A 17,093-nucleotide genomic window follows, 5' to 3' on the forward strand; every position below is an offset into this window, starting at 1 on the left:
AGGCATAAACTTGCCACCTTTGGTTCAAGTCTCCTGACCTGCCTTTGTCGGCAGACAGGTCTGAAAACTGCAAAGAAAATATAGTCCAAGCCTGAAGAATTGAACTAGCCCGAGACTAAAGAATTACCCCAAACTCTTCTGCCAGTTCCAGCTGTCCCGCATGGAGTCTTCCAGGGAGTATTGGGGATACCAGCCCAGGACCTGATTGATTTTGGTGGTGTCAGCCCAGGTTTTGACGACATCTCCTGGTCTGCGTGGACCAATCACGTAGTTGAGCTTCTGCCCGGATACCTTTTCAAAGGCGTGGATGACCTCCAACACGGTATTTCCCCTGCCCGAGCCCACATTGAAAACCTCGTAAAAATCCAATTCCTGCTTTCCAAGAAAGCTTAAAGCCTTGACATGGGCATCCGCCAAATCCATCACGTGGATATAATCTCTGACGCAGCTGCCATCCGGTGTATCGTAATCATTTCCAAACACAGTCAGCTTTTCCCGAATTCCTGCGGCAGTTTGGGTGATAAACGGAACCAAATTTTGAGGTACTCCAAGGGGCAATTCTCCGATTTTAGCCGAAGGATGAGCCCCCACGGGATTGAAATAGCGCAGGGAAATCACCCGCACACCCGCCTTGCTTTTTACAAAATCCACCAAAATATCCTCACAGATCTTCTTGGTATTGCCATAGGGGCTTTCTGCCTCCTGACGGGGTGTGGCTTCTGTCACCGGCAACACTTCCGGCTGTCCATAGACCGTACAGGAAGAGGAAAAGACCAGGTCAAGAATTCGGTGGTCTTTCATCCAATCCAACAGCACTAAAAGTGAACCGACATTATTCCGGTAATATTTCAGGGGTTTTTGGGTACTTTCTCCCACGGCTTTGAAAGCCGCAAAATGAATCACCCCCTCAATTTGATGGTCTGCCGCTATCTGATCCAATAATTCTCTGGAATTGCAGTCTCCCTTATAAAAACTGAAGCGCTTGCCCGTAATCTCCTCCAGTCGATCAATTACTTTCTCCTGAGTATTTGATAAATCATCGATAATTACAGGCTCCATTCCCGCACTCCAAAGCTCCACTGCGGTATGGGAACCGATATACCCGGCTCCTCCGGTGATCAAAATTTTCTTCATCTGATGTAAAAGTGAATTCTTGGCAAAACTATCCCAAATACTCCCAAATCAAAGAAGAAAAGTTATCGGATTAAGGTAAAAACTCCCTTTTTCTCCTCTGTGACCTGCTCTCCTTGCCACTGATAGCTAAATCGGATCAAGTAGGAGAAAGATCCTGGAGGCGTCTCCGTACCATCCAAAAGTCCATCCCAAGGTTCTCTTCCCTGATAAACCAATCCACCCCATTTATCCCAAATAAAAAGATCATAGTCAATGCTACAGTTTGAAACCGGCCCGAAGCGTTCACGCTCCGGATCAAAACCTGTCGGCATTCTGACCTGTGCTTTAGCCTGATTGACTTGGGCTTTTCCGGTAAGCACACATCCCTGCGCGTCCGTAATAGTATAGCCAAACTCCCCAAATGGAAGCTCGACCTGTCTATTGCCTGTCTGTCCATTGTCCCATATTACTTCATAAGGACCGGTTCCACCACTGATCTGCAATTCCAATTCTCCATCCAAACTCCCCTCACAACCCGGATTATTGACCAAAGCCAAAACAGTTAGCTCCTCGGGAGACTCGATTTCTACGGAAACCGGGATTTGACATCCCCGTTGGTCTTCGATAAGAAGCTCATTTTCTCCAGCTTCCAAGCCCAAAACCCGAAGGACATTTCCATCCCAAATGGATTCCAAGCCGATGGCCTGATAAGGAGGCGTGCCTCCTGTCAAACGGATTTCTATAGACCCATCATTTCCTCCAAAACAAGAAACCGGAATCGCCTCAGGCTGACCCTGAATCTCCAATGGCTTAGCATTTTCCAATGTGATGGTAATCAGCTCCTCGGCACATCCTGTTCGGTCCCGTACCCAAACGGCATAGGTTCCGCTAGGAAGTCCCTGAGCCAAAGAAGCATTCAGCTTAGGATTGTGAGACCATTCGAAATCATACACTCCAGAACCTCCTTGAGGATTAATCTGAATCCTGCCGTTGGATTCACCCGGACACGCCGGAGTCAAAATCTCTGGTTCTTCTAGCCGAAATTCCGGATAAATCACCACATCAAGCACTTCAGAAACTCCGAAACAGGTGGAATTGGACGTACTTTTCTCCTCATAAAAAATCGACTTTGTTGGGGCACTTAGATCCCAAGCCACGCTCACCTGTGAAGTCCCCTGACCCGAGGTCAATATTCCTCCGCTGAGGGTCCAGGTGTAGATTCTATTATCATTTGGAAAAGGAACCTCATAAATCAACTCCGTCTCTCCCCCACAGAGTCCCGAGTCGCCTTTAGGCAAGGAAGGCTCGATCGCCTCTGTGATCTCCACGTCCAGCTGTTGAACTTCTCCAGGACAGCCCTGATCGGTAAATGGAATTGCTTTGATAAAGGCAGAATTGGAAGGAGCTCCCCATTTGACTTTTACAGAGGTGAGGGACTCTTCCAAAATCTCCCCTCCTGCTATTTCCCAGACTACCCGATGGACATTTAACGTATCGGTCAAAACATAAACCTGTTCGTCCAAAAGAGGACAAACTGACTCCGGCCCGGAGATTTGGGCAGAGATGTCCTTCACTTCGACCTCAAAGCGGAAAGTTTCCTGCTCATCGCAATCACCCGAACCTGAAGTGGCAAATACCTCCACCAGGTAGTTGCCCGGTTGGGTGAAGGTATGGCTGACTTCCTGCCCTTGCTTCAGGGATGAGCTATCTCCGAAATTCCACTCGAATTCGGTGAAAATGGGATTCTCAGGCAGAATCTTCCAAGTTCCCTCCTGATTCAGACAACCTACCCGATCTCCCTCCACTTCAAAAGCATAGTTAGTCTCCGTCTCAAACTGGATACTTTCCATTCCCAAACCGATTGGATATCCGTAAGATTCGACCTGACCCGAACCATAGACATAGCCAATAAACCCTTCCGGGTTACTCAGGATATGCGGCCCCTCACTTACTTCCAGCTGCAGATAGTCAAAATCCGCTCCGGGTACAGGTCGAAACAGGCTCCCAATATTTTGCCCATCCAACCTGGTCTTGGATGCTGAGCCCTTGTTTACCAGCACATTGATATAATGCTTGAGTGAAATATTGAACCGCCCATAAAGCTTTCCTGTGGAAAAAGGCGCTTCCCGGATCATCTGATTGGTAGGCGAATAGGCAAAAAGTGTGGGGTCGCCAAGAGAGGCCACAAAAAATTCATTGCAAAAACCGCTTTTGGAAAGCACCGCCATGGAGGTGGGTTTGGAAGTCTCGATATGGACCACTTGCGTCTTGTCAAACTCCAGTTGGGTATATTTTCTGGCATTGAGACGGGTTTCCAGTTTTCCGTTGACATAGACTTCGGTATTGTCTTCCAAGGCCAAGATTTTGACAAATTCCCCCGAGGTCCTGTCTTTCAATGGGATATGGACAAAGGACTTTCCCCAAGTATTGGTAGGATAAGCCTGATGAAAAAGATGATCCCCTGTGGTCCCGCAAATTCCCGAACTGGACATTCGGTTACCCCCGAAAACAGCTACCTTCTTGCAATTGGTGTCGTTGTCATTGAGTACCCGAACAATGGTACCCGTCAAATCTGCATCGGCTTTGATTTGATAGGCATCGCCTTGATTGAGCGTGATTTTCAAAGAATAATTGATCGGAATTCCGGTTTGGGTGCGGGCTGAGGGGATGATTTCCACTTCGGTATTGTCCTCTGTTCCCAAGACCAAAAGGGAACTCTCCAAGGTGGTATGATTGAGCGAGGAACCGGTAATCAGTGCCCTTTCGTGATGGGACATGACCAGATAGTCCAGTCCAAGGGATTCTTTGGGAAGCACCACCGTACCATCCGTGCTGTAGGAGCGGCCATTTAAGGCGTGAACGGCGATTTCCCCGGAAGATACGATATGGACAAATCGCTTTTCCACCCTTCCGGAAGCCGAAAGAAGCAGTCCTTCCGAATTGGCATCAAACTCCCGGACAAACTGCTGCCCTTTTTCGATTTCAAAGGGAATGCTTTGACGGGGTGTGGTGATGGTACCAATAGCCCGTTCATTGGCAGTAAGGATAATCAGCGCTTTTTCAGGAGCGGTGTTGACTGAGTCGAGAGGCCGTCCATTTTCCAAAAAACCCACAAAAAATTCTTTTCCAAGGGTATTTACTTGGGAAAAACAAAGGGAAGGCAAAAGCACCAACAGCAAGACCAGTAATCCTCCAAGGCCACTTATTTTCTGTTCCTTTCTCATCTCCCTCCACTTTTACAGCTTCTATCTAACCAGAAAAAACGACCCCTGCAACTCCTTGTTTTGAGGAGTTCCTTCAAGTGAAAAGGAATAAATAGCCCGATAGGTATATGTGCCCGTGGGCACTTCTTCGCCCTGATAAGTTCCGTCCCAGCCTGTGTTTCCAAAATAGATCAATTGTCCCCAGCGATTGTAGATAAACAACTGAAAATCTGTCTCACAGTTTGAAACTCCCTCATAAAGCCCAGGGGTCTGTCTCGGGTCAAATCCGGTTGGCATCCGTACTTGAGGTGCGGCCTCTGAAACAACTCCCCGACCCAGACTTACGCATCCATTGGTATCAGTCACTTCCAAATCATAGCTGCCTGCACTCAACCCATCGACCAAGGAACCTGATCTGGCAAGCGTATTCCATTGAAATACAAAAGGACCGTTTCCTCCTGAAGGCAAAGCCAAAAGAGCCCCTTCAGACCCTCCGGGACAGGCAGGCCTTTCCAATCGTACATCCACTTGCAAAGCTGGAGGCGAATCAATGTCAAAACTGACTGGAATGCTGCATCCATTGGCATCGATCACTTCCCACTGATATGTTCCTTGGGGCAACTGATCCAATTTTAACCGACCGGAAAACACATTTTGTCCATTAAAATCTACTGTATATGGAGCCACACCTCCTGCTATCTCCAATTCCAGCTCACCATCCGCTTTTCCAAAGCAGGAAGTCGCTACAGGGGAAACAGATACTAAGCTCAGGGCTTCGGGTTCTACTATTTCAATACCCTCCACCGTTCTGAGGCAACCCCTCTCATCTCTAATCTCAACAGTATAAACTCCGGCCAAAAGCTGATTGGCATTGGGAGAATTCAGGCCAGAATCATGTGACCATGAATAGGTATAGCTTCCCGTCCCGCCTGATATTTCCAGACGGATAGAACCGGAGCTATCACCATTACAACCTACATTCTGTACATTTTGAATCCTTGTGGTAAACTCAGGAGCTATACTCACCCGATGAACAGGAGCTTTTCCCTCACAGGAATTATCGATCAAGCTGAAAGCTACGTACTCGATTTCGCCCTCGATCCCCGGTTGATCCCAAATCACTTCCACACGAGAAGTACCTTGTCCAGAGACGACTTGACCTCCTGTGACTGTCCATTCATAGCCTCTGGAACTACTTGAGTTTGGAGCCTCGTAGAAATAAGGAATACTTGGGTCAAAGCAAATCTCCTCAGCCCCTTCGGCCTCTGTCACTTCAATTCGCTGATTGATGACTACCGGCCATTCAATCGATTCACCGGGACAACCATTGGGAGAGAAGGGAATCAACCGAATTCGTGCAGCATCATTGGCACTCCCCCATTTGACCAAAACTGAATCCCCATAATCCTGCAGAATTTCTCCTCCCTCTATTTCAAAAATACCCCGGGCTACATTCTCTTTTCCCTGGATACGGTACATCACCTCTTCCACCTCAGGACAGACCGATTGCTCACCCAAAATTTCAGCCTTGGTTTCAAAAACCTCCACTTCAAACACCACCTCTTCCTGCTCGTCACAGGAATTAGGGCTCAAAGCAGCGGTAACCGTCACTTCGTAAACTCCCGGCTGGGAAAAAGTATGTGGCACCTGCTTACCCACCTCCGGATCTGATCCGTCTCCAAAATCCCAGACAAAATAGCTGAAATCAGGATTGTCAGGATTGATATCCCAAACTCCCTCCACGTTGAGGCAAGCCACTTTTTCTCCCACGACATCAAATCCATACTCCGTCTCTGTCTGAAAATTGAGATTGTCCAATGCAGCACCTGCGGCATACCCATAAGATTCCAATTCCCCAAATCCATAAACAAAGGCATTAAATCCTGAGGGATTATTCAATCGGTGCACTCCTTGAGTGATGTTGACTCGGGCGTATTGTAAATCAGGATCACCGGGAAGCGGGAAAAAACGCCCACCAATATTTTGCCCATCCAAAAGTGTTCTGTTTTGCTCGCCGGTCTTGACTACAATATTGACATAATGACTTGTAATGGATGGAAGATTAAGTGAGTTGAAAGTCAATTGTGTAAGAAACTGCTCGGCAGGGCTATAGGTGATCATGAATGGATCCCCGGAAAGCTGGCCGGGGGCATTGGGCTGATTGCAGGCCATACTTTTGGAAAAAACAGTAACTGAGGCGGGTTTGGATGTATCGATTTTCCCTGACTCATTGATGCCAAACTCAAGAGAAAGAAATTCTCCCCGATTGATACTTCCACGGGAGGCTCCGTTAACGAATACTTCCGTATTATCCTCCGAGGCCAAAACCTTGACCAATTCCCCGGAAGTCCGACCATTCAAAGCCACATGCGCAAAAGAAGTACCCCAGGTATTGACCGGATAAGCTTGCTGAAAAAGGTGATCATTTGCCTCTCCACAATTCCCAACTGAGGTCCATTTATTCCCACCGAAAACAGCGATTTTCTTACATTCATCCGCATTGTCTCCCACCACTCGAACTCTCGAGCCGGTCAAATCAGCTTTAGCTTTGAGCTGATAGCTCTGCCCCCGATTGAGATTGATTGTAAAGGGTGTTCGGGCCGGGTTTCCACTCAAAGTGCCCACGGAAGTGGTTATTTCAACCGTAGTATTGTCTTCCGTAGCTACCACGAGCAAGGTACTTTCGTCATTGAGGTTTGCATTGTAATTGACCGGGGTAGTCATGGTCTCGTAATGGGAGGTGATGTAATAATCTTTTCCCAAAGCCCCGACAGGCAGGACCACAGTACCATCCGCACTTCGAAAGCGCTCATTGTAGGCATGCACAGCTACTTTTCCTGTGGAAGAAATATAGATCCCCTTTCGTTCAATCACTCCTGAGGATCGGTGCAAAAGGTCTAAATCTTCTGAAGGAACCCTTATCGAAAACTGCTGGCCGGAATTGATGGAAAAGGGAACGGATACATTCAAATATTCTATAAATCCTGTCGCATCCTCATTTGCAGTGATGATCAATACAGCAAAATCTGGAGCTCCGGGATTATTTGGACCGCCACCTAGCACCCGGTTGTTATCCATAAAGCCTACCCAAAACTCCTTGCCTACGGTGGAAAGTTGGCCAAATGCTGAAAAACCAAAGCAGAACAACACAAAGATCAAAACCAACCTCAAAAACTTTACCTGCATATCTTAAAGGGCCTCTAAAGGAAATTCAAGATAGTAAAGTGGCGAAAATTTTGGCTAAAAAAGTTTGATCTTCTTGAGAATGGCTGCCTTAAACTAATTAATTATGTTACTTCAAAGCTAAGATTAAAAACTTACCCCCAAACTGATTCCAGCACCAAATGGGATAAAGGTGGCCTTTTTAGCCGCTTTATCAAGACTTTCAAAACTAATCGAAGGAGTATAACCTACCCTAAAAAAGAACCCTCCTTCGGGCTTCTGATATCGATATCCAATTCTGGGCACAATAGATTTACTCCAGTAAGTTTGTTCTTTTGTATTGTTTGGAAAATCTTCATCAAAAGAATAGCTTTTTTGATAGGCAGCATTGAAACCGACTCCCAATTCTAAATGATGTTTTGACTTTCCATAAAATGCCGAGATCTCTGGTATGAAGGCAGGCACTAAATATCCAGGGTGGAGCGGTTCATCTTCACTTTTATACAATACAGAGAAGCCAGCACTTGCTGAAATCTTCCATTTCTCTTTCTGGAAAAAAATCCTCCCAAAATTGAGTGCATAGCCACCAGAATTCCCAAAGAATTCTGCAAATATCAAATTCTTAGCCGTGAAAATTTCTGCCTTAGTTTCCGTTTCAGATTGAGCAAACAGTTTATTTTCAAACATCGAAAGCCCAAATAAAGCGAGAAGAATATGTTTTTTCGGAAATGACATTTTTTTAATTGTTTAGTGGCAATAAAACATTAATACTATTTCACAATGATCTGATCTGTATAGACCTCTTTTCCAAAGTGGATATGGAGAAAATAGGTGCCGGGATTTAGACCAAAAGTTTCAACGGTAACTTTTCCGTGCTTCGAATTACCTGTTTTGACCAACTTTTGATCTTTATCGTACAATTCAATCTTAAACTCCTTTTCTTGAGGATTATTTATATTGGTTTCTGTTCGGGATTCACTATTATGGCCTTCACCAAAGTTTTCTGACAAGATATATTCAACGTTGAATTCCCCTTCTACCGGATTAGGGTAAACTATAAAGTTTCCATACCCAGAATAATTACACGGATATGTAGTAATTCCTGAATATCCAGTAGGTGGACCACAGCCTGTATTTACAGAAAATCTTACTGGACCATAGGAGCTGTTATAGGTGGGTACATATTATGTAATTGTGTTCGTAAGTTGCTGCTGCACGGTCCAACCAGAAGGAAAATACCAATTGTATATGTACCCATTTTTATGGCCCCCCGGCACAACTGCTGTGTAAAGATAAGTATTGCCATTGCAAACTGCCTGGGAACCTGTCACGTACATTTCAGACTGATTAAATGGACCTACCCGTACGGAATAATTGACGGGAGCACTTTTAAATGGATTGTTCGGCTGACCACTTCTTGGAATAGTCGACTTCACAGAAATAGTATATGTTCCGTGCGGAGTACTGGCAGGAGCAACTATACTTACAGAAGCTCCCTCCATTTCAATATTTCCACCACTTTCAATACTCCAACCTGTTGGAGCAGTCCATTCATATAAATAATGATAATAGCAAGTTGAATCACCTAAATCTAATGGAGGGGTTGTTGCAAAAGTATAGGCTTGTCCAGGGTTACAAATAATTGGAGCTGTGACATGCTGGATTGGATTGGGCATTTTGACTCTTGAAGTCACATATAAATTCTTTTCTATGGGGATAGGGCTGCAGGTCGTGGAAAACTGAATTCGGTAGGATGCAACATTTGGGAATGAATAATTCGAAATAGTATTTCCCAAACCCGAAGCTACTGGAAACCCATTTTCACTAATTATCCATTCCCAATTTGAACAATTGATATTTTGTCCCCAAAGCTTTGCATTAGCTATATAGGTGTGTCCAATCGACCCGTTAGGATGAAAGTTATTAGGGCATACAATCTCCGGACCTGTAATTGTTACAGTTGGAGTTGCTTTCCCAAATAAGTTAGGCGGAAAAATAAACGTAAAAAAAAGTAAAGATAACCCTACTATCCTTAGGCTCTTGCTTCCCCTGATTAGGTTGTTTTCATTTTCAATCATAAATAGATTTTCTTCGTTGAACTACTAAATACTAAAAAATTTTTAAAGAAATCAATTTAAATAATTTTTTTTTATGTGAATCCGGAACATTGCCGTAGGTTAAGAATAGCCAAATTTCTATGACGGAAAATCCATCCGTCATTCGTCGGGAAAGACTCCTAGCCTCTATATAAGGGGGAATCCTCCTATTTGGATCCTCAAAACCAATAGATAATCGGTAACGTGCAAACAAGCGGAGATACATATTTTTTTTTAAAACCCGGAAAATGTGAAATGGGTGAGCAGAGGTTTATTTTGCTTAAGTCGTAAAAAATTTTAATTCCCTATCTTTGCGCCTTCTAAAGGCAAATACACACCCATGATTTCAGTAGATAATCTTTCCCTTAAGTTTGGTAAAAGAACACTTTTTGAAGACGTCAACCTCAAATTTACCCCCGGCAACTGCTATGGGGTAATTGGTGCCAATGGTGCCGGAAAATCCACTTTTCTAAAAATCCTTTCCGGAGAAATCGACTCCACTTCGGGAGCCATCAATATTACTCCAGGTCAGAGAATGGCTGTTTTGAAGCAAAATCACTTCGAGTTTGATGAGGTGGAAGTGCTAAAAACCGTGCTGATGGGACATAAAAAACTCTATGCCATCATGGAGGAAAAAGATGCCATTTACCTCAAAGAGGACTTCTCTGAGGCGGATGGAATCCGAGCTTCTGAACTGGAAGCAGAATTTGCCGAAATGGACGGCTGGAATGCAGAATCTGATGCAGCTGCACTCCTATCCGGCTTGGGGATTTCTGAGGATATTCACTACACCCCCATGAAAAATCTGGCGGGTAATCAAAAAGTACGTGTGCTCTTAGCTCAGGCTCTTTTTGGCAACCCGGACATCCTTATCCTTGACGAACCGACCAACGACCTGGATGCCGAAACCATCGTGTGGCTGGAGGACTTCCTGATCGATTTCAAAAATCTGGTCATTGTTGTGTCTCACGACCGTCACTTCCTTGATACAGTCTCTACGCATATCGTGGATATTGACTTTGGCAAGATCAAAATCTACTCCGGTAATTACACCTTCTGGTATGAGTCTTCCCAACTTGCTCTCAAGCAGCGCTCGGACCAAAACAAGAAGGCTGAGGAGAAGCGAAAAGAACTTCAGGAATTTATCGCCCGATTCTCTGCCAACGTGGCCAAGTCACGTCAGGCAACTGCCCGTAAAAAGATGCTCGAGAAACTCAATGTAGATGACATCGAACCTTCCAGCAGAAAGTATCCGGGCATCCAATTCAAGCAGGAACGAGAAGCCGGAGACCAGATTTTTATGACCGAAAATCTCGAGCTGAAAGAAGATGGAGTCACTTACTTTACCGATGTGAATCTCATGGTGGACAAAGGCGATAAAATTGCCTTTATCTCCAAGACCAAACAGGCGGTAAATAAATTTTTCGAAGTCATTATGGAGGAAAACAAGCCCACCAAAGGCAGCTTGAAATGGGGTGTTACCATCAACAAAGCCTACCTTCCTAATGACAATTCCAAGTATTTTCAATCCGAGCTAAACCTCATCGACTGGCTTCGACAATATTCCAGCAATCAGGAAGAGGCCTACGTCCGGACTTTCTTGGGCAGAATGCTGTTCACAGGTGAGGAGACCTTAAAGAAATGTTCGGTCCTATCCGGAGGGGAAAAGGTCCGCTGCATGATCTCCCGAATGATGCTCCAAAATCCCAACCTCTTGGTTATGGATGAACCTACCAACCATTTGGATTTGGAATCCATCACGGCATTCAACAATGCCATCATCGAATTCCAGGGAACGGTTTTGATGAGCTCCTATGACCACACGTTTGTGCAATCATCCTGTAACCGGATCGTGGAATTCACTCCAAACGGCACCATTGATCGCAGAATGCCTTACGACGATTACTTGGCAAGCGAAGAGATCAAAGCTCTGCGAGAGAAAATGTATGGAAAAAGCTAAGTCCTACTGAATTGCTACTCACCGCAATTCTGATCTATTTGGGGGTGACTGTCGGCATTGGCGTGTGGTCATCCAAACTGGTGAAAAACTCCGGTGATTTTGTCCTGGCTGGACGATCCTTGCCTCTATTTCTCTCTGCTTCAGCTCTTTTCGCCACTTGGTTTGGTTCGGAGACGATCTTCGGGGCCTCTTCGGTTTATTTGGAAGAAGGACTCCTGGGAGTGATTGAAGATCCCTTTGGCGGAGCGCTTTGTTTGATTCTCTTCGGGATGTTTTACCTCCGTCCCATGTACGGGATGAATGTGCTGACCATTGGGGATGTCTTCAAAAAGATGTTCGGAAGGAGAATCGAATTTTTTGCCTCTATTTTCATGATTCCGGCCTATTTCGGCTATGTAGCTGCGCAATTAGTGGCCCTGAGTTTGGTTTTGGGGGCCGTTACTGATTTGTCGCTTTTCCAAGGCATTCTCATCTCAGGAGGAATCGTGGTATTTTACACATTCCTCGGAGGAATGTGGGCGATTTCGATTACCGACTTTATCCAGACGACCATGATTGTGGTAGGTTTGGTATGGGTAGCAGTTACGGTTGCCCAAGAGGCAGGAGGAATACAGGAAATTATTTCGCAAGCACCTCCGGAAAGCTTTCAGTTTTTTCCTGAAAACACCTGGTCGGGTTGGACCAAATACTTCGGGGCCTGGGCAATCTTGGGTTTGGGCAGTATTCCTTCTCAGGATATCTACCAGCGAGTCATGGCTTCCAAATCCCAAAAGGTAGCTGTCAGGTCCACCTATTTGGCAGGTATTTTCTACCTGACCTTCGGGCTTCTTCCGCTTTTCATTGCCTTGGGTGCCAAAGTGCTCTATCCTGAGCTTTATCTGGAAAACAAGCAGATGCTCCTTCCTTCCATGATTTTGCAGCATGGAGGCATCGGAATTCAAATTGTGTTCTTTGGAGCCTTGATTTCTGCTATCATGAGCACGACGAGTTCCGGGCTTTTGGCTCCCTCCGCGATCATTTCTGAAAACATCATCCGACCCTACTTTGGTGAAAAGCTAGAAGATCGGCATTTCCTTTGGATATTGAGGGTGAATGTGATCTTGGTAGCCATTATTGCCATCCTGATGGCATCCTGGAAGTCCAATATTTACGAATTGGTTGCGGGAGCATCCATTTTGATGCTCGTATCCCTTTTTGTTCCCCTTACTGCAGGACTTTATTGGAAAAAGGCCTCCAAAATGGGAGCCCTGATGTCTATGGTATTTGGGATGATTGCCTATTTGGCTGCAGAAAACTACGAATGGGTAGAGGAAACCCATCTTTTCGGATTGGGTGCAAGTATTCTTTCCATGATATTCGGGAGTTATTCCTTTCCGGACAAAATCAAACAGACTTATGAATTACCCTAAAATCGTCCTTCATAAAGGCAAAGAAGTTTCCCTACTTCGCAGACACCATTGGGTCTTCTCCGGAGCCGTGGCCAAAGCAGAACCGGGCCTTGAAAACGGAGATTTGGTTTCAGTCTTTTCCCACAGAAATGAATTCCTAGGAACCGGTCATTTTTCCAATGGTTCGATCCGGGTTCGAATCATTTCCTTTGAGGAAAGAGAGATTGATCAAGCCTTTTGGAAAGAAAAAATTGCTTCTGCTTTTGATTTAAGAAAAAGAATTGGATTAACTGATAATCAGCAAACTAACGTCTATCGTTTAGTTCATGGTGAAGGAGATCTTGTTCCGGGTTTGATCATTGATTTTTATAAAGGAACTGCCGTGATTCAGGCCCATCATGTGGGGATTCACCGACATTTGGAGGATATCGCAGAAGCGCTTAAGTCTGTTTATGGCAGTGAATTGAAGGGCATTTATGACAAGAGTTCCGAGACACTACCACGGGATTCAGGTATTGCTTCCAATGTTTGGGTGTGGGGAAAAGCCGAGACGGAATTAGTCCAGGAATACGGAGCCAATTACAGGATCGATTGGGAAAAAGGGCAGAAAACAGGCTTTTTTATCGATCAGCGGGAAAACCGCAAACTGGTTTCCACCTATGCCAAAGGAAAAAAGGTGCTGAATACTTTTTGCTACTCCGGAGGCTTTTCGGTGTTGGCCCTTCAGGAAGGTGCCAGAGAAGTACATTCGGTGGACATTTCCCCCAAAGCCATCGAATTGACCGAAGAAAATGTAAGGCTCAATCCGGGCTTTGAGGGCGCTCACCAGTCTATTGTGGCAGATGTGGTCAAATACATCCGGGAAATCGGCGACGACTTTGATTTGATCATTCTGGACCCTCCCGCTTTTGCCAAAAACATCAAAGCCCGTCACAATGCCGTGCAGGGATACAAGCGGCTCAATCTGGAAGCAATAAAGAAAATCAAGTCCGGTGGAATCCTATTTACCTTCTCCTGCAGTCAGGTAGTGGACAAAAATCTCTTTGCTCATACCATAGCCGCAGCTGCGATGGAAAGTAAGCGGAAGGTAAAAATCCTTCACCACCTCTCCCAGCCTGCGGATCATCCGGTGAATATTTTTCACCCTGAAACAGAGTATTTAAAAGGGCTGGTTTTATACATCGAGTAAAGTTTTCAAACAATACAGGACCTATCCTACTTTCATTTGTGCTAATTTCACATCGGTAAACAAACAACTATGTACACAGGACTTCAACACGCCCATTCAGGATTGGCTTACTTGGCTTTAGCGGCTTTGGTTTTGGTAATCATTTACGCCTTAATCGGATCACTCTCTGGCAAAGCCTTTACAGAAAAGGACCGGAAAATCGCTATGATTGCCTTTATCCTTTCCCATACCCAACTTTTGATCGGATTGATTCTTTATTTCGTCAGTCCTTTGGGTTTTTCCCTGCTTACCGGAGGAGGAGCTATGTCGGATTCAGCAGCAAGATTGACTGCTTTGGAGCACCCTTTGATCAATATTGTGGCGATTGTACTGATTTCCATAGGCTACATCCGCGCCAAGAAATTGCAGGAATCCCGAGCCAAATTCAGAAGCATCTACATGCTCTACGCAGTAGGCTTGGTCTTGATTCTTAGCCGTATTCCTTGGGCAGCTTGGTTGGGTTAATCTCCATCAATACATTCTTAATCCGGTTTAACTAAGCCGGATTTTTTTTTGCCAAAGCACCCGATTTCAATACATCCGGCTAATAGACCATTTAAAAATCTATGCAACTTTGTTTCAAAAAGATTGGTTTAATGTGAAGTCAAAAGCTACTTTTGCAACCGTGTTACAAAAAGTCACAGTTCTGATATTACTTCACCTCTTTCTTTTGGGTGCGGGCTCTTCTTTGGCACAAAAGTGCAATTTGAGCTTAAGAGGGAAGATTCTCCATCAGGAAAATGACAACCCGATAGAGGCTGCTTATGTGATGGTGATGGAAACCAGAACCGGAGCTGCCTCTGACGCCAACGGTAACTTTATCATCAGGGATCTTTGTCCAGGCACTTATACCATCACTGTGCAATACATTGGCCATAAGGAAATTCGTACCACATTGGAACTTACTGGCAGCTCCATTAATCAGACATTCCGAATGATGGAAGAGTCAATAGGGCTTGAAGGAGTCGACGTGCACGGGCATAGGGAAAGTGTACAAACTACCACTGCTGTCACTTCTCTTTATGGTGAAACCCTTCTCGAATCCAGAGGCGAAAGCTTGGGGGAAAGTCTGAAAAGAGTGGCTGGTGTCACCACCTTTTCAACAGGAAGCACGATTTCAAAACCTGTAATTCATGGTCTGCACAGCAATAGAATCATGATTCTGAACAACGGAATCCGACTTGAAGGGCAACAGTGGGGTGCCGAACATGCCCCTGAAATCGACCCTTTCCTTGCCGATGAAATTACAGTAATCAAAGGTGCTGAGACGGTACGTTTCGGTCCGGAAGCAATGGGAGGAGTTATTTTGGTCAATCCTCCATCCTTACCTACTTCTAAGCAAAATCAGACTGACATCCATCTCCTTGGAGGTACCAACTCCCGAATGGGTAACATTTCGGCTGCCTATACCGGTGGATCTGAAAAAATAAAAGGACTAGGCTACCGGGTGCAGGGTTCTGCCAAGCGAGCTGGAAATGTACGCACGCCCAACTACTATCAGGCCAATACCGGAATGGCCGAGTACAATTTCTCAGGTTCTGTAGGCTACAGTTCTCAAAAACTGGGGGCAGAACTTTATTACAGCTTTTTCAATACGGAAATAGGGATTTTACGGGACTCACACACAGGTAACCTTTCTGACCTGCAGGAAATTATAAACAACGGAGAACCCTTTATCAAACCGGATTTCACTTACGAAATCAATAACCCCAAACAAGTGGTGTCCCATCATTTGGCCAAGGTCAAAACCCATTACCACTTATCTCCGGAATGGAAGATCAATTTCCAATACGGCTTCCAATTGAATCAGAGACAGGAATTTGACCGAAGAAGAGGAGAATTGAATAGCCGTCCCAGCTTGGATTTGGAGCTATTTACCAACACCCTAGACCTTTTTGTAGACCATACGCGAAAAAATACCTGGAGCGGATCAATTGGAGTAAATGTGATTCAGCAGGCCAATTCCAATGTTCCGGGGACCGGGGTCACTCCTTTGATCCCCAACTACGACATGGTCAATGCGGGAATCTATGCGATGGAGAAGTACCTGAAAGGTCCCTTGGAGCTTGAGGGAGGCCTTCGCTATGATTTCAGAACAGTAAGTGCAGCCCGATTTGTGGGAAATGAACTTCAGGAAGCCGATTTGGACTACCAAAACTTCTCAGCATTCTTTGGAGGAAGATATCAACTGAGCCCCTATTTCTCCTTCACTTCCAATTTGGGAACTGCCTGGAGGCCTCCGAATATCAATGAGCTATTCAGTCAGGGCTTGCATCACGGAGCGGCTGCAGTGGAAATAGGAGATCCAAACATGGTGTCCGAAAACTCCCTCAAATGGGTCAATGGGCTGGAATACGAAAGCAAAAAAGCACTGATTGAATTAACTGCCTATGCCAATCGAATCAATAATTACATTTACCTGAATCCTACAGGGGAGACTTTTGTCAGCCTGAGGGGGACCTTTAATGTCTACGAGTACCTGCAGGCCGACGCCTTCTTTTATGGAGTAGACCTTTCCGGAAGTTACTCTTTCACAGACCAATTCAGTGGATATTTGAAAGGTTCGATCATCCGGGCCAGAAATATTGAAGAAAACAACTATTTCCCTTTTATTCCTTCAGACAGGATGGATTGGGGTCTGTCTTATCAGTTTGGAAATAAAGCACAGCCAAACGCCAACAGAATCACCCTTAGCAATCTGCTGGTAGCAGAACAGACTCGGGAACCGGATTTTGACTTGGCTCCTGCACCTCCTGCCTATGCTCTTTTTAATCTTGGCTATCAGAGAAAAATCCAATTAGGGGACAATTCCCTTAATGTAGGCCTACAGGTCACCAACTTATTCAATACCGAATTCAAAGAATACATGAATCGCTTCCGCTACTTCACCGCGGATATGGGAAGAAATTTATTAATCAAACTCAACTATCAATTCTAAAACCA

11 protein-coding genes are annotated in these 17,093 nt (G+C 45.2%); 5 read left to right on the top strand and 6 right to left on the bottom strand.

What is annotated here, in order from left to right; genetic code table 11:
• Window positions 1–123: 123 nt before the first annotated feature.
• From galE to AAA943_RS01010, 6 genes are all read right to left on the bottom strand, one after another.
• The gene (galE, locus tag AAA943_RS00990) at window positions 124–1,134 is read right to left on the bottom strand and encodes a UDP-glucose 4-epimerase GalE (protein WP_338222374.1); all 1,011 of its coding nucleotides are present in this window, start codon (window positions 1,132–1,134) and stop codon (window positions 124–126) included.
• Between the two features lie 62 nt (window positions 1,135–1,196).
• Complete coding sequence (locus AAA943_RS00995) at window positions 1,197–4,337, bottom strand: PKD domain-containing protein (RefSeq protein WP_338222375.1); 3,141 nt, start codon at window positions 4,335–4,337, stop codon at window positions 1,197–1,199.
• A gap of 21 nt (window positions 4,338–4,358) precedes the next feature.
• Complete coding sequence (locus AAA943_RS01000; protein ID WP_338222376.1) at window positions 4,359–7,502, bottom strand: PKD domain-containing protein; 3,144 nt, start codon at window positions 7,500–7,502, stop codon at window positions 4,359–4,361.
• 123 nt (window positions 7,503–7,625) lie between these two features.
• Complete coding sequence (locus AAA943_RS01005; protein ID WP_338222377.1) at window positions 7,626–8,213, bottom strand: hypothetical protein; 588 nt, start codon at window positions 8,211–8,213, stop codon at window positions 7,626–7,628.
• Window positions 8,214–8,248: 35 nt separating this feature from the next.
• Window positions 8,249–8,578, bottom strand: coding sequence for a T9SS type A sorting domain-containing protein (locus AAA943_RS21855; RefSeq protein ID WP_420915585.1), 330 nt, complete (start codon window positions 8,576–8,578; stop codon window positions 8,249–8,251).
• A gap of 84 nt (window positions 8,579–8,662) precedes the next feature.
• Entirely contained in the window at window positions 8,663–9,556 is an 894-nt protein-coding gene (locus AAA943_RS01010; RefSeq protein ID WP_338222378.1) for a hypothetical protein, read from the bottom strand.
• Between the two features lie 358 nt (window positions 9,557–9,914).
• On the opposite strand from AAA943_RS01010, the gene AAA943_RS01015 reads away from it, so the two are divergent.
• The 5 genes from AAA943_RS01015 (at window position 9,915) to AAA943_RS01035 (ending at window position 17,088) form a co-directional block, all read left to right on the top strand.
• Complete coding sequence (locus tag AAA943_RS01015; RefSeq protein ID WP_338222379.1) at window positions 9,915–11,534, top strand: ABC-F family ATP-binding cassette domain-containing protein; 1,620 nt, start codon at window positions 9,915–9,917, stop codon at window positions 11,532–11,534.
• 11 nt (window positions 11,535–11,545) lie between these two features.
• Window positions 11,546–12,943, top strand: coding sequence for a high affinity choline transporter 1 (locus AAA943_RS01020; protein ID WP_338222380.1), 1,398 nt, complete (start codon window positions 11,546–11,548; stop codon window positions 12,941–12,943).
• The gene (locus AAA943_RS01025; protein ID WP_338222381.1) at window positions 12,930–14,111 is read left to right on the top strand and encodes a class I SAM-dependent rRNA methyltransferase; all 1,182 of its coding nucleotides are present in this window, start codon (window positions 12,930–12,932) and stop codon (window positions 14,109–14,111) included. The genes AAA943_RS01020 and AAA943_RS01025 overlap by 14 nt, the downstream gene beginning before the upstream one ends.
• 69 nt (window positions 14,112–14,180) lie before the next feature.
• Window positions 14,181–14,615, top strand: coding sequence for a hypothetical protein (locus AAA943_RS01030; protein ID WP_338222382.1), 435 nt, complete (start codon window positions 14,181–14,183; stop codon window positions 14,613–14,615).
• Between the two features lie 109 nt (window positions 14,616–14,724).
• Window positions 14,725–17,088: a TonB-dependent receptor gene (locus AAA943_RS01035; RefSeq protein WP_338222383.1), complete on the top strand. Its 2,364-nt coding sequence runs from the start codon at window positions 14,725–14,727 to the stop codon at window positions 17,086–17,088.
• Window positions 17,089–17,093 lie beyond the last annotated feature (5 nt).

It is taken from the genome of Algoriphagus confluentis, assembly GCF_036245625.1.
GTDB lineage: Bacteria > Bacteroidota > Bacteroidia > Cytophagales > Cyclobacteriaceae > Algoriphagus > Algoriphagus confluentis.

Coding starts and splice junctions, on each gene's coding strand:
- galE (WP_338222374.1), bottom strand. CDS start 1,134: ATGAAGAAAATTTTGATCACCGGAGGAGCCGGGTATATCGGTTCCCAT.
- AAA943_RS00995 (WP_338222375.1), bottom strand. CDS start 4,337: ATGAGAAAGGAACAGAAAATAAGTGGCCTTGGAGGATTACTGGTCTTG.
- AAA943_RS01000 (WP_338222376.1), bottom strand. CDS start 7,502: ATGCAGGTAAAGTTTTTGAGGTTGGTTTTGATCTTTGTGTTGTTCTGC.
- AAA943_RS01005 (WP_338222377.1), bottom strand. CDS start 8,213: ATGTCATTTCCGAAAAAACATATTCTTCTCGCTTTATTTGGGCTTTCG.
- AAA943_RS01010 (WP_338222378.1), bottom strand. CDS start 9,556: ATGATTGAAAATGAAAACAACCTAATCAGGGGAAGCAAGAGCCTAAGG.
- AAA943_RS01015 (WP_338222379.1), top strand. CDS start 9,915: ATGATTTCAGTAGATAATCTTTCCCTTAAGTTTGGTAAAAGAACACTT.
- AAA943_RS01025 (WP_338222381.1), top strand. CDS start 12,930: ATGAATTACCCTAAAATCGTCCTTCATAAAGGCAAAGAAGTTTCCCTA.
- AAA943_RS01030 (WP_338222382.1), top strand. CDS start 14,181: ATGTACACAGGACTTCAACACGCCCATTCAGGATTGGCTTACTTGGCT.